This window comes from Gemmobacter aquatilis, assembly GCF_900110025.1.
Classification (GTDB): domain Bacteria; phylum Pseudomonadota; class Alphaproteobacteria; order Rhodobacterales; family Rhodobacteraceae; genus Gemmobacter; species Gemmobacter aquatilis.
In genome coordinates this window covers 141,656-155,706 of the sequence record NZ_FOCE01000002.1, presented here as the reverse complement: position 1 = coordinate 155,706, position 14,051 = coordinate 141,656, and the positions used below count along the sequence as shown (strand labels likewise).

General features: G+C 64.9%; 12 protein-coding genes. 8 read left to right on the top strand and 4 right to left on the bottom strand.

What is annotated here, in order from left to right; translation table 11 throughout:
* Nucleotides 1-71: 71 nt before the first annotated feature.
* The 4 genes from grxD to BMX43_RS04520 form a co-directional block, all read right to left on the bottom strand.
* Nucleotides 72-431, bottom strand: coding sequence for a Grx4 family monothiol glutaredoxin (grxD, locus tag BMX43_RS04535; protein WP_091297648.1), 360 nt, complete (start codon nucleotides 429-431; stop codon nucleotides 72-74).
* A gap of 15 nt (nucleotides 432-446) precedes the next feature.
* Nucleotides 447-689, bottom strand: a complete 243-nt coding sequence (locus BMX43_RS04530) for a BolA/IbaG family iron-sulfur metabolism protein (RefSeq protein ID WP_091297644.1) — start codon at nucleotides 687-689, stop codon at nucleotides 447-449.
* A 206-nt stretch (nucleotides 690-895) separates the two neighbouring features.
* Entirely contained in the window at nucleotides 896-3,055 is a 2,160-nt protein-coding gene (gene purL / locus BMX43_RS04525; RefSeq protein ID WP_091297641.1) for a phosphoribosylformylglycinamidine synthase subunit PurL, read from the bottom strand.
* A gap of 451 nt (nucleotides 3,056-3,506) precedes the next feature.
* Nucleotides 3,507-4,400: a LysR family transcriptional regulator gene (locus BMX43_RS04520; RefSeq protein ID WP_091297638.1), complete on the bottom strand. Its 894-nt coding sequence runs from the start codon at nucleotides 4,398-4,400 to the stop codon at nucleotides 3,507-3,509.
* Nucleotides 4,401-4,574: 174 nt separating this feature from the next.
* Here BMX43_RS04520 and BMX43_RS04515 point away from each other — a divergent pair, with 174 nt between their 5' ends.
* From BMX43_RS04515 to argS, 8 genes are all read left to right on the top strand, one after another.
* On the top strand, nucleotides 4,575-7,970 hold the full coding sequence (locus BMX43_RS04515; protein ID WP_091297635.1) for an indolepyruvate ferredoxin oxidoreductase family protein: 3,396 nt from the start codon (nucleotides 4,575-4,577) through the stop codon (nucleotides 7,968-7,970).
* 61 nt (nucleotides 7,971-8,031) lie between these two features.
* Nucleotides 8,032-8,913: a lysophospholipid acyltransferase family protein gene (locus BMX43_RS04510; protein ID WP_091297631.1), complete on the top strand. Its 882-nt coding sequence runs from the start codon at nucleotides 8,032-8,034 to the stop codon at nucleotides 8,911-8,913.
* Between the two features lie 13 nt (nucleotides 8,914-8,926).
* Nucleotides 8,927-9,739 carry a glutamate racemase gene (murI, locus tag BMX43_RS04505; protein WP_091297628.1) on the top strand — a complete coding sequence of 271 codons (813 nt, stop codon included), beginning with the start codon at nucleotides 8,927-8,929 and terminating at the stop codon, nucleotides 9,737-9,739.
* A 33-nt stretch (nucleotides 9,740-9,772) separates the two neighbouring features.
* Complete coding sequence (gene argC, locus BMX43_RS04500; protein WP_091297625.1) at nucleotides 9,773-10,801, top strand: N-acetyl-gamma-glutamyl-phosphate reductase; 1,029 nt, start codon at nucleotides 9,773-9,775, stop codon at nucleotides 10,799-10,801.
* Between the two features lie 9 nt (nucleotides 10,802-10,810).
* On the top strand, nucleotides 10,811-11,254 hold the full coding sequence (ccmE, locus tag BMX43_RS04495; RefSeq protein ID WP_091297621.1) for a cytochrome c maturation protein CcmE: 444 nt from the start codon (nucleotides 10,811-10,813) through the stop codon (nucleotides 11,252-11,254).
* Nucleotides 11,255-11,312: 58 nt separating this feature from the next.
* Entirely contained in the window at nucleotides 11,313-11,924 is a 612-nt protein-coding gene (locus BMX43_RS04490; protein ID WP_091297617.1) for a holin-associated N-acetylmuramidase, read from the top strand.
* Nucleotides 11,915-12,226, top strand: a complete 312-nt coding sequence (locus BMX43_RS04485; protein WP_091297615.1) for a 3TM-type holin — start codon at nucleotides 11,915-11,917, stop codon at nucleotides 12,224-12,226. Before BMX43_RS04490 ends, BMX43_RS04485 begins: the two co-directional genes overlap by 10 nt.
* A gap of 50 nt (nucleotides 12,227-12,276) precedes the next feature.
* A complete protein-coding gene (argS, locus tag BMX43_RS04480; RefSeq protein WP_091297612.1) occupies nucleotides 12,277-14,019 on the top strand; it encodes an arginine--tRNA ligase in 1,743 nt (580 codons plus the stop codon).
* Nucleotides 14,020-14,051: the final 32 nt, after the last annotated feature.

Below are 14,051 nucleotides of genomic sequence, written 5' to 3'. Positions count from 1 at the left end.
CTGCAGTGGAATGAAAAAGGCTCGCCGGTCTGGCGGGCCTTCTGGTATCTGCGGGTGATATCCTCCGACGCTCAGGCGTTGGCGGCGCGGATCTTTTCGGCGGCGTCCTTGTCATAGGCCACGCCTTTCGACTCGAACAACTGATCCAGCTCGCCCGACAGGGTCATCTCGGTCACGATGTCACAGCCACCGACGAATTCGCCCTTGACGTAAAGCTGCGGAATGGTCGGCCACTCGGAGAAATCCTTGATGCCCTGACGGATTTCGGCATCGGCCAACACGTTCACATCGGCGAAATCGACGCCCATGTAGTTCAGCACACCGGCCACGCGGGACGAGAACCCGCATTGCGGCATCATCTTGGTGCCCTTCATGAACAGCACCACGTCATTCTTCTCGATCGTCTCGCGGATCTGATCCTGCGCGCTCATCGCGGTTTCCTTTCGTTATTCCGGGGCTTTGGTGGTCAGCGCCAGGGCGTGAAGTTCGCCCTGGGCGCCATCCATCTTGCCCTTGAGGCTGGCATAGACCGCGCGCTGCTGCTGCACCCGGTTCATGCCCTTGAAACTGTCGTCAATCACTTCCGCCGCCCAGTGATTGCCGTCGCCGGCGAGGTCGGTGATGGTGATCTTCGCATTGGGGAAGCCCTCGCGGATGAGGGCCTCGATATCCTTGCCTTCCATCGGCATGTGCAGGTCTCCTGTCCTTTGGGTAAATCTAGGACGGGCAGGGGCGGGCTGCAAGGCGGGAAGCGTTGCGTTCTCTTGCGTGGCCTTCGCCCCCTCACCCCAACCCTCTCCCCCGTTGGGGAGAGGGGGGCGTTATGCGGGAGCGGCAGGTGTCCTTCGACGGGGCAGACCCTCTCCCCCTGGGGGAGAGGGCAGGGTGAGGGGGGTTACTCGACCGCCGCCGCAAAGGCGCCGCGATAGAGCGCCGACAGGTCGGCCAGTGGCGCGCTGGCGCTGCCGAAGCTGACCGAGGTGCCGCCGAAGCGGCCGACGCGCAGCACCGGCACATCGGTGGCAAGGGCGGCGGCCTCCAGCGCGGCGGCGCCTTCCGCCGAACAGGCCACGAGGTAGCGCGCCTGATCTTCGCCGAACAGCGTGGGAATATCGCCCGCGTCAAGGTTGAGGCCCAGACCGGCGGCCTCGGCCATCTCGAACGCGGCAAGGGCCAGCCCGCCATCGGCCAGATCGGTCGCGGCGCGCAGGGCCTTGCGGTTGGCGCGCAGGAAGTCGCCATTGCGCTTTTCGGCAGCCAGATCGACATGCGGCGCATCGCCGGCCTCGATCCCGAACGCTTCGGCCAGCAGGGCCGACTGGCCCAGATGCCCGAAGGTCTCGCCGATCAGCAGCGCGATGTCGCCCTCTGCCGGTTGGCCCGCGATCAGGTCATCCAGCGAGGCGAGGATACCCACCGCACCGATGGTGGGCGTGGGCAGGATCGCCGAACCGTCGGTTTCGTTGTAGAGCGACACGTTGCCCGACACGATCGGCATTTCCAGCGCGGCCACGGCAGCGCCGATGCCTTTGATGGCGCCGACGAACTGCCCCATGATCTCGGGCTTTTCCGGGTTGCCGAAGTTCAGGTTGTCGGTGGTAGCCAGAGGCAGGGCGCCGACGGCGGTCAGGTTGCGATACGCCTCGGCCACGGCCTGTTTGCCACCCTCGAACGGGTTGGCCTTCACATAGCGCGGCGTCACGTCGCTGGTGAAGGCCAGCGCCTTGCCGGTGCCATGCACGCGCACCACGCCTGCGGCCATGCCGGGGCGGACCACGGTATCGGCGCCGACCTGGCTGTCATATTGTTCCCAGACCCAGGATTTGTGGGCATAGGAGGGGCTGCCGATCAGAGCCTTGAGCGCGTCAATGGCGCCAATGGCGGGCACCTCGCCCAAGGGCGCTGCGGCAGGCGTTTCGATCCACGGGCGATCATATTCCGGCGCGCTGGAGCTGAGCTTGGACAGCGGCAGATCGGCCTTCACCTCATTGCCATGCAGGATCAGAAAGCGGTCTTCGGGGATGGTTTCCCCCACGATGGCGAAATCGAGATCCCATTTTTCAAAGATCGCCCGCGCCTCAGCCTCTTTTTCCGGCTTCAGCACCATGAGCATCCGCTCCTGGCTTTCGGACAGCATCATCTCATAGGCGGTCATCGCCGCTTCGCGCTGCGGCACGGCGTCGAGGATCAGCTTGATGCCAAGGTTGCCCTTGTCGCCCATTTCCACCGCCGAACAGGTCAGACCTGCAGCCCCCATATCCTGAATGGAAATCACCGCGCCCGAGCCCATCAGTTCGAGACTGGCCTCCAGCAGGCGCTTTTCGGTGAAGGGGTCGCCGACCTGCACGGTGGGGCGTTTTTCCTCGATCGTGTCGTCGAATTCGGCGGAGGCCATGGTGGCGCCGCCCACGCCATCGCGGCCGGTCTTGGCGCCAAGATAGACCACCGGCATCCCGACACCCGAGGCGACGGAGTAGAAGATCTTGTCGGCATCGGCGATGCCCGCCGCGAAGGCGTTCACAAGGCAGTTGCCGTTATAGCTGCGGTGAAAGCGCACTTCGCCGCCCACCGTCGGCACGCCGAAAGCGTTGCCATAGGCTCCGATGCCTTCGACCACGCCTTTGACCAGATGGCTGGTTTTCGGATGCGAGGGCAGGCCGAAGGAAAGCGCGTTCATTGCGGCAATCGGGCGGGCGCCCATGGTGAACACGTCGCGCAGGATGCCGCCCACGCCGGTGGCCGCGCCCTGATGCGGCTCGATGTAAGAGGGGTGGTTGTGGCTTTCCATCTTGAAGATGACGGCCTGGCCATCGCCGATATCCACCACGCCCGCGTTTTCTCCGGGGCCGCAGATCACTTGCGGGCCGGTCGTCGGCAGGGTGCGCAGCCATTTCTTCGACGATTTGTAGGAACAATGCTCGTTCCACATGGCCGAAAAGATGCCCAGCTCGGTGAAGGTCGGCTCGCGCCCGATGATGTCGAGGATGCGCTGGTATTCGTCCGGCTTGATCCCGTGCGAGGCGATGAGTTCTGCGGTGATCTGCGGTTCTTGCATGTCATGTCCCCTGGGCCGTTCGAGCGGCTTTTAAGCGCAGCCCGAAGGCGAGGAAAGCCGGAAAATGGCCGCGTTGCCAGCCCGGAGGGTGTTTTGGCGCGAAAACCTGCGGTGGTCAGGCGCCGGGCTGCCGGGGCTGCGGGCTGAGGGGGCCGCGCCGGGTGATTCTTGCCGAAAACTGCGGATCTGGCCTGACGGCCTGTCTGCGGGGCGCTCGCCCATGCGGCGCTGCAGCGAAAATCTGCATCAATTTGCGGCAGGTCGCGTCAAACGAAAAAAAAGGCCGAGCAGAAGCTCGGCCCAAGTCCAACAGGGAGGTATGAAGAGGATGAGAGATGCTATCTCGATCACCGCCTTCGAGTGGGGATTTAGGGGTGCGTGCGATTCCGTTCAAGTGTTATATGCCGCAGATGCAGCATGTCTGCCATGCGCCTGGCGCATGGCTTGCGCGTCAGTCTTGATGCGCCTTGCGGAACTGGAAGATTTCCTCGGTCACGAAATCGCGGAAGGCGGCCACGCGTTTCGAATGGCGCAGCTCTTCGGGATAGGCGAGGAAGACCGGCACTTCGATGGACTCGGTCTCGGGCAGCACGCGGACGAGCTGGGGGAAATCTTCGGTGATGTAATCGGGCATGACCCCGATGCCCAGATGGTTGAGCACGCCCTGCAGCACGCCGAAATAGTTGTTCACCGTGAAGGTGGACGGGATGTCATGGCTCATCAGCTCGGCCACCAGCAGGGCGCCCGCGGCGACCTGTGCGGTGCCGGCGTGCTGGCAGATCAGCCGGTGCTGGCTGAAATCATCCATCGTCTTGGGCGTGCCGAATTCGGCGAGGTATTCCGGCGACGCATAGAGCCGCATGCGGATGTTCATCAGGCGGCGGCGGATCAGATCGGCCTGCGATGGTTCCTTCATGCGGATGGCCACATCGGCCTCGCGCATCGGCAGATCCAGCACGCGCTCTTCCAGCATGAGGTCGATCTTCAGGCCGGGGAATTTCTTGAACAGTTTGGGCAGGCGCGGCGCCAGCCACAGCGTGCCGAAGCCGGTGGTGGTGGTCACGCGCAGCTCGCCGAACACTTCGTCCTCGCTGTCGCGGATGCGGGCGGCGGTGGCGTCCAGCCGTTTGACCATGGCGGTCGTGGCGTCGAACAGCAATTCGCCCTGTTCGGTGAGAATCAGGCCGCGGGCATGACGGTGGAACAGGGTGACATTCAGGCTTTCTTCCAGCGCCCGGATCTGCCGGCTGACGGCAGACTGGCTCAGGTGCAGGGTATCACCGGCGTGGGTCAGGCTACCCGCGTCGGCGACGGCATGAAATATTCTGAGCTTGTCCCAATCCATCGCGCAACTCTTGATCGTTTTACTGTCGCTAACATTTTCGGGCTTACTTAGAGAGTATAAACTGAGTGTAAATGCCGGTTGTGCCTTTTTTGCGCTTTGTAGGTCAGCATTTTTGACCTAACATGGCCTTGCAGCTCGTTTTGCAAGGGGAGGTGCCCAATGAGCAGGCAGGAAATGATCCGTCAGGGGGTAACCCTTGCCGACAGATATGACTTGTCCAAGGAAACGGTTCTGCTGAACGGCACGCAGGCGCTGGTGCGCTTGATGCTGATGCAGAAGGCACGCGACAAGGCGGCGGGGCTGAACACGGCGGGGCTGTGCACCGGCTATCGCGGCTCGCCGCTGGGCGCGGTGGATCTGACCATGGCCAAGGCGCAGCGCGAGCTGGAGGCGGCGGATATCCTGTTTCAGCCGGGGCTGAACGAGGATCTGGCCGCCACCGCGATCTGGGGCAGCCAGCAGGCCGAACTGCGCGGCGAAGGCCGCTTCGATGGCGTCTTTGGCCTGTGGTATGGCAAAGGGCCGGGGGTGGACCGTTCGGGCGACGTGATGCGCCATGCCAATATGGCGGGCACCAGCCGGTTCGGCGGGGTGCTGATGGCCATGGGGGATGACCACACCGGCGAAAGCTCTACCGTGCTGCACCAGTCGGACTGGGCGATGGTGGATGCCTATATGCCGGTCGTGTCGCCCGCAGGCGTGCAGGAGGTGCTGGACTACGGGCTGTATGGCTGGGCGCTGAGCCGGTTTTCCGGGCTCTGGGTCGGGCTGAAGACGATGAAGGACACGGTGGAGGCCACGGCGGTGGTGCATGGCGATCCGCATCGGATGGCCTTCGTGCTGCCCGATTTCCGGATGCCGCAGGGCGGGCTGAACATCCGGCTGGGCGATACGCCGGTGGCGCAGGAAGCGCGGATGATCGACCACAAGCGCTTTGCCGCCGAGGCGTTCAGCCATGCCAACCGGATGGACCGGCGGGTCTGGGGGCAGGCGGGCGCGAAGATCGGCTTCGTGGCGGCGGGCAAGAACTGGCTGGATCTGACCCATGCGTTGTCCTTGCTGGGGATTGATGCGGACGAGGCCAAACGGCTGGGCCTGACCACCTACAAGGTGGGGCAAACCTTCCCGCTGGACATGAAGGGCTTTCACGACTGGGCCGAGGGGCTGGAGGTGATCGTCGTCGTCGAGGAAAAGCGCAAGCTGATCGAGGTTCAGGTGAAAGAGGCGATCTTCGATGATCGCCGGGGGCGGCGCGTGCTGGGCTGGCACCATGATCGCACCAAGGAAGAACTGTTTCCGACCCGCGCCGCACTGGACCCGATGCTGATCGCCGAAAAGCTGGGCGCGATCCTGACGGAAGAGGGGCGTGGGGTGGATTCGGTGAAGGCCGGGCTGGCGCGCATCGCCGAGATGCGCCGGGCCGACAATGCCCGCGATCTGGCGGCGCGGCTGCCCTATTTCTGTTCCGGTTGCCCGCATAACAGCTCTACCAAAGTGCCCGAGGGGGCCCGCGCCTATGCCGGGATCGGCTGCCATTACATGGTGCAGTGGATGGACCGTTCGACCAGCGGCTTCACCCATATGGGCGGCGAGGGCGCGAACTGGATCGGCGAGGCGCCGTTTTCGACGCGCGGCCATGTGTTCCAGAACCTTGGGGACGGAACCTATAACCATTCGGGCGTGCAGGCGATCCGCGCGGCTTTGGCGGCGGGCACGAATATCACCTACAAGATCCTCTATAACGATGCCGTGGCGATGACCGGCGGCCAGCATAACGAGGGCGATCTGAAGCCCGACCGCATCGCGCGGGAATTGCTGGCGATGGGGGTGCAGACGGTGGCGCTGGTGCATGACCCGAAAGAGGGGCTGGATCTGAGCCGCTTCCCCGCCGAAGTCAGCCGCCATACCCGCGATGAGTTGATGGTGGTGCAAGAGCGGCTGTCGCAGGTGAAGGGGGTTTCGGCGATCCTTTATGTGCAGACCTGTGCGGCGGAAAAACGGCGGCGGCGCAAGAAGGGCGCCTTCCCCAACCCGGACAAGCGGGTCTTCATCAATACCGACATCTGCGAAGGCTGCGGCGATTGCGGTGTGCAATCCAACTGCGTGTCCATCGTGCCGGTGGAAACGGAGCTGGGGCGCAAACGGGCGATCGACCAAAGCTCGTGCAACAAGGATTATTCCTGCCTCAACGGGTTTTGCCCGTCTTTCGTGACGCTGGAAGGGGCAAAGCCGCGCAAGGCGGCGCCGATGGCGCTGGACCTGCCGCATCTGCCGCAGCCGGTGCTGCCAGCAATCCGCGGCACCCATAACATCGTCATCACCGGCGTCGGCGGCACCGGGGTGGTGACGGTGGGCGCGGTGCTGGCCATGGCCGCGCATCTGGACAGCAAGGGCGCCGGGCTGATGGAAATGGCGGGGCTGGCCCAGAAGGGGGGCGCGGTGCATATCCATTGCCGCATCGCGGAACGGCCCGAGGATATCTCGGCCATACGGGTGGCGGTGGGCGAGGCTGATGCGGTGATCGGCGGCGATCTGGTGGTGACGGCGGGGGCGAAAACCATCGGGTTGATGACCACGGGCCGCACGCGGGCGGTGGTGAATGACCATGAAATCGTCACCGGCGAATTTACCCGCAATGCCGAATTCCGCATTCCTTCCGAGGATTTGCGCGTCGCCCTTCAAGCGCGGCTGCGCGAAGGGGTGGCGTTTCTGGATGTGTCCGAACTGGCGCGCGTGACGCTGGGGGATTCGATCTTCTCCAACATGATGCTCTTGGGCATGGCGTGGCAGGCGGGGCTGGTGCCGCTGTCGGAAGCGGCGCTGCGCAAGGCGGTGGAGCTGAACGGCGCGGGGGTGGAGGCCAATCTGCGCGCCTTCGATCTGGGGCGTTGGGCGGCGGAGCATCCCGATCAGGCGCGGGCCGTGCTGCGGCCGGTGGCGGTGGCGCAGGTCGATCCGGTGGCGTTCCGGGCGGATCATTTGCGCGCCTATCAGGGCGAGGCGCTGGCGGCGCGCTATCTGGCGCGGCTTGCAACGGTGCCGGGTCCGCTGCGGTTGAGCGTGGCAAGATCGTATCACAAGCTCTTGGCCTATAAGGACGAATACGAAGTGGCGCGGCTGCATCTGACCACGCTGGACAAGGCGAAGGCGGAACTGGAAGGGGCGTTGCGGCCCAGCTTCCATCTGGCGCCGCCTTTGCTGGGCGGCAAAGGGCCGGACGGGCGGCCGAAGAAGCGGGCCTTCGGGCCGTGGATCGTGCCGCTGTTCCGGCTGCTGGCGCAAGCGAAAGGACTGCGCGGCACCGCGCTGGACCCGTTCGGGCGCACCGCTGAACGGCGGACGGAACGGGCGCTGATCGCACAATACGAGGCCGATCTGGATGCGCTGCTGCCGCTGCTGACCCCGGCGACCGAACCGCTGCTGCGCGAGCTGCTGGACCTGCCGCTGTCGATCCGCGGCTTTGGCCCGGTGAAGGAGGCCAATGTCGCCAAGGCCGCCACACGGCGCGCGGCGCTGATTGCCCGTATCCAGGCGGGGGGCGACGCCGCCCCGCGCATGGCGGCGGAATAAGTGTCATCATCCTGTAACCTTCCTGTCGTTTGCCCTGTGCAGGCGACAGGAGGGCCGGGCCATGACCACAGAGGGCGTCAGCCGTGACATCAGCTATGCCAGTGCCGCGCAGACGCGGTGGGGGCGTGGCATCATCCGCGCGCTGGAGGCGACAACCGGGCGCACCCGGCTGATCCGCCGCGCAGCGGGCTATGAACAGGCGGTGGCGGGCGGGCAAAGCTTCTGGCAGGTGCTGCCCGAACGGTTTGGCCTGACGCTGGAGGTACAAGGCGGCAGCCTTGCCAACCTGCCCGCCAATGGCCCGCTGGTGGTGATTGCCAACCATCCTTATGGCATCCTGGACGGGCTGATGATGGGCCATCTGCTGGACCGCGCCCGCGGCGATTTCCGTATTCTGGCCAATGCGGTCTTCGTCAAGGCGCCCGATCTGCGCCGCGTGGTGCTGCCGATCAGCTTTGATCCGACCGAGGCGGCGGTGAGCCTGAACCTGCAGACCCGCCGCGCGGCGCTAGACTATCTGGGCGCGGGCGGGGCAATCGGCATCTTTCCGGGCGGCACGGTGTCCACCGCCGCGCGGCCTTTCGGGGCGCGGCCGATGGACCCGGGCTGGCGCAACTTCACCGCCAAGCTGATCCAGCGCAGCGGGGCGACCGTGGTGCCGGTGTTCTTCAGCGGCCAGAACAGCCGGTTGTTTCAGGTGGCTAGCCACCTGCACGCCACGCTGCGGCTTGGCCTGCTGATCAAGGAGTTTCGCGCCCGGCTGGATCGCCCGGTGCCCATCGTGATCGGCGCGCCGATCCCGCCGGGGCGGCTTGCGACATTCGGCTCTGACGCGAAAGGGATGATGGATTTCCTGCGCGCTTCGACCTATGAGCTTTCACCGGAGCCTCTGGATCCCTATGCTTACGGGCACGAGTTCGAGGCAAAGTATAAAACCCGGTAGCGGGAGGGCAGTCATGGCAGTGGGTGTATTCGATTCGGGTCTGGGCGGGCTGACGGTGCTGGACGCCGTGACCCGGCGCCTGCCCGATGTGCCGTTTGTGTATTTCGGCGACAATGCCCATGCGCCTTACGGGGTGCGCACACATGACGACATCTTCAACCTGACCTGCGCCGCGGTGGAACGGCTTTGGGCCGAGGGTTGCGATCTGGTGATTTTGGCCTGCAACACCGCCAGTGCGGCGGCGCTGAAGCGGATGCAGGAACGCTGGATCCCGCCGAACAAGCGGGTGCTGGGCGTGTTCGTGCCGCTGATCGAGGCGCTGACCGAACGGCAATGGGGCGATAATTCGCCGCCGCGCGAAGTGGCGGTGAAACATGTGGCGCTGTTCGCCACGCCCGCCACGGTGGCCAGCCGGGCCTTTCAGCGCGAGCTGGCCTTCCGCGCCATTGGCGTGGATGTCGAGGCGCAGCCCTGTGGCGGTGTGGTGGACGCCATCGAGCAGGGCGACGAGATCCTGGCCGAAGCGCTGGTGCGCAGCCATGTCGAGGCGCTGAAACGGCGGATGCCGCATCCTCAGGCGGCCATTCTGGGCTGCACCCATTACCCGCTGATGCAGCAGGCGTTTCAGGACGCGCTGGGGGCGGATGTGAAGGTCTATAGCCAAGCCAATCTGGTGGCAGAAAGCCTTGCCGACTATCTGGCGCGCAAGCCGGACATGCTGGGGTCTGGCACGGTGTCGAAATTTCTGACCACCGGCGATCCGGCCTATGTCTCCAGCAAGGCCACGCAGTTCCTGCGACGCAGGATCACCTTTGAAGCCGCCTGAGATCACCTGAATTTTCGACCGGAACCAACTGACATGAAAAAGAAAATCGCAATCCTTGGCGCATCTGGCTACACTGGGGCGGAACTCGTCCGCCTGATTGCCACCCATCCGCATATGCAGATCGTGGCGCTGTCGGGTGACCGCAAGGCAGGCATGGCCATGGCCGAGGTGTTCCCCTTTCTGCGCCATCTGGATCTGCCGAAACTGTGCAAGATCGACGAGATTGATTTTTCCCGGGTCGATCTGGCCTTCTGCGCGCTGCCGCACGCCACCTCACAGGCTGTCATCAGGGAACTGCCGCGCGATCTGCGGGTGGTGGATCTGAGCGCGGATTTCCGGCTGCGCGATGTGGCGGAATATCAGAAATGGTATGGCCAGCCCCATGCCGCGCCGGAACTGCAGGCCGAGGCCGTCTATGGCCTGACCGAATTCTACCGCGACGACATCCGCGCGGCGCGGCTGGTGGCGGGCACCGGCTGCAATGCGGCCACCGGGCAATTCGCGCTGCGCCCGCTGATCGAGGCGGGCTGCATTGATCTGGACGACATCCTGATCGACCTGAAGGCGGGGGTTTCCGGCGCCGGGCGGTCGCTGAAGGAAAACCTGCTGCACGCCGAGCTTTCGGAGGGCACGCACGCCTATTCGGCGGGAGGCAAGCACCGGCATCTGGGCGAATTCGATCAGGAATTCAGCAAGATCGCCGGGCGCCCGGTTCTGGTGCAGTTCACCCCGCATCTCAGCCCGATGAATCGCGGCATCCTCGCCTCGGTCTATGTGAAGGGCGAGGCGCAGACCGTCTGGGCGGCGCTGGAGTCGCGCTATGCGCTGGAGCCGTTCATCGAGGTGCTACCTTTCGGCGCACTCCCCTCGACACGCGACATCCGCGGCTCCAATTACTGCCATATTGGCGTGGTTGGGGATCGGATTCCCGGCCGCACGCTGGTGGTGGCGGTGCTGGACAACCTGACCAAGGGCTCTTCCGGTCAGGCGATCCAGAACGCCAACCTGATGCTGGGGCTGGAGGAGACGGACGGGCTGATGCTGGCCCCCGTTTTCCCGTAAGGGGGCGACATGAAGGGGCTGAAGAAGACACGCCGCATCCAGATCATCGCGCTGGCCTTCGTGGCGCTGGCCGGATCGACGGCGCTGATCGGCTATGCGATGCGCGACGGCATCAACTTCTTTCGCGCCCCGGCGCAGGTGGTCAGCGAGCCGCCCGCACCGGGCGAGGTGTTCCGTCTGGGCGGGCTGGTGGAGGCCGGGTCTTTGGTGCGCGGGCAGGGCGAGACGGTCACCTTCAGCGTGACCGACACCAAGGAAACCATTCCTGTCAGTTTCACGGGCGTCTTGCCGGACCTGTTTTCCGAAGGTCAGGGCATGATCGGCACCGGGCAGATGGTGGAGGGCACCTTTGTCGCCACCGAAATCCTCGCCAAGCATGACGAGACCTATATGCCGAAAGAGGTGATTGACGCCTTGAAGGAACAGGGCGTCTACGAGCCGCCGAACGGTTGATTTCATCGGGGTTAACCTCGGGGCGGAAGGATAGGGCCTTCACCCCCGAGGAGGCCTCATGCACAGCGTTACCGAGATTGCCAAGGCGATTGTCGCCCGCGAAGGCGGCTATGTAAACGACCCCGACGACCCGGGCGGCGCCACGAAATACGGCGTGACGCTGGGCACGATGCAGCGGCTGGGGCTGGACCTCACGCGCGACGGGCGGGTGACCAGCGCCGATGTGCGCAGGCTCAGCCGGGAACAGGCGGTCGATATCTTCCTGCGCGATTATTACGAACGCCCCGGCATCGGGCGCCTGCCCGAATGTCTGCGCGCCTCGGTCTTCGACATGTATGTGAATGCGGGGGCCAATGCGGTGAAGATCCTGCAGCGGCTGCTGGGCGATCTGGGGTATCCGCTGACGGATGATGGGGTGATCGGGCCGTTGACCGCGCGGGCGGCAGAGATGGCGGTCGAGGCGATGCCCGACACGCTGGCCGATGCTTATGGCATTGCGCGGCGCAATTACTATTACGCGCTGGCCGATGCCCGTCCGGCCAGCCGGAAATATGTGCTGACCCGGGCGGGCGGCAAGGGCGGCTGGATCACCCGCGCCGAAGAGTTCATCTCGCCCGCCTACCACCTGACGCTGGCGCAGCACCGGGCACGGGTGGCGACATGGGGGTGAATCTGCTGGGGTTGGCCTCGGATACCGCGCGGCTGCGCCGTATCGCTGCCATCCTGCGTGAGGGGCTGGGCGAAGATGGCCCGCCGCTGCCCACGCTGATCGAGGGGCTGAACCGGGCGATCCGTCCGCTTGCGGTGCTGTCGGTCTTTGCGCTGGTGGGGGCCGCGTTCTACGATCCCGCGCGCTACAGCGCAGGGATGGCGGCGCTGGGGCTGACGCCCTGGCCGGTCTGGGGCCTTGCCAGCGGGATTGTGGGGCTGCATTTCCTCACCCGCGCGGGCGGAAAACCGCCACGAACTTGACCCGCCTTCCGGCCTCTGGCATGTGCGGAGGCAATGGAAGGACGTGAGAGATGAACCTGTTCACCGAACTGCGCAGCCTCGTGATCGCCGAACTCGGCGCCATGGCAGAGGCGGGCACGCTGCCCGCGGGTCTGGATACTTCGGCGGTGGCGGTCGAGCCGCCGCGCGATCCGGCGCATGGCGATATGGCGACCAATGCCGCGATGGTGCTGGCGAAACCGGCGGGGATGCAGCCGCGCGCGATTGCCGAGGCGTTGGCCGCACGTCTGGCCGCTGATCCGCGCGTGGCAAGCGCCGAAGTGGCGGGGCCGGGCTTTTTGAACCTGCGTCTGCAGCCGGTGGTCTGGCAGGGGCTGGTGAAGACCGTGCTGCAGACCGGCGCCGATTATGGCCGATCGACCATCGGGGGCGGGGCCAAGGTGAACGTGGAATTCGTCTCTGCCAACCCGACCGGGCCGATGCATGTGGGCCATGTGCGCGGCGCGGTGGTGGGCGATGCGCTGTCGAACCTGTTGGCCTTTGCGGGCTGGCAGGTGACGCGCGAATATTACATCAACGACGGCGGCGCGCAGGTCGATGTGCTGGCACGCTCGGCCTATGAACGCTACCGCGAGGCCAATGGGCTGGAGCCGGAAATCCGCGAGGGGCTTTACCCCGGCGATTACCTGATCCCGGTGGGCGAGGCGCTGAAGGCCAAATACGGCGCCAGCCTGATCGACCAGCCGGAAAGCGTCTGGCTGGCCGATGTGCGCGAATTTGCCACCGAAATGATGATGGCGATGATCCGTGAGGATCTGGCGGCGCTTGGCGTCACCATGGATGTGTTCTCGTCGGAAAAGGCGCTGTATGGCACGGGGCAGATCGAGGCGGCGATCGACACGCTGCGCGGCATGGGGTTGATTTACGAAGGCGTGCTGGAACCGCCGAAAGGCAAGACGCTGGAAGATTGGGAGCCGCGCCAGCAAACCCTGTTCCGTTCCACCGCGCATGGCGATGACGTGGATCGCCCGGTGAAGAAATCGGACGGAAGCTGGACCTATTTCGCGCCCGACATCGCCTATCACTTCAACAAGGTGCAGCGCGGCTTCGATCAGCTGATCGACATTTTCGGCGCCGACCATGGCGGCTATGTGAAGCGGATGAAGGCGGCAGTTTCGGCGCTGTCCGGTGGCCGCGTGCCGCTGGACATCAAGCTGATCCAGCTGGTCAAGCTGTTCAAGAACGGCGAACCCTTCAAGATGTCGAAACGCGCGGGCACTTTCGTCACGCTGCGCGACGTGGTGGAGATGGTGGGGGCCGATGTCACCCGCTTTGTCATGCTGACCCGCAAGAACGACATGGCGCTGGATTTCGACTTCGACAAGGTTCTGGAACAGTCGAAGGACAACCCGGTTTTCTATGTGCAATACGCCAATGCCCGCATCAACTCGGTGCTGCGCAAGGCGCGCGAGGCGGGGGTTGCGGTGGATGACGCGACGCTGGCCGTGGCCGATATGACGCAGCTGGTGCATCCGGCAGAAATCGCGCTGACCGCTAAGCTGGCGGAATGGCCGCGTCTGGTGGAAATCGCGGCCAAAGGCAACGAGCCGCATCGCGTGGCCTTCTACCTGTATGAACTGGCGTCGGACCTGCACGGTCTGTGGAATCGTGGCAATGACGAACCGGCGCTGCGCTTCATTCAGGATGATGTCGCGGTGACGCAGGCGAAAATCGCGCTGGCGCGTGCGGCGGGCGTTGTGATTTGCGCCGGCCTTGCTATCTTGGGTGTCACGCCGGTCGAGGAAATGCGCTGAACTTCATGGTGCCCCGCGGCGTGACACAGGCA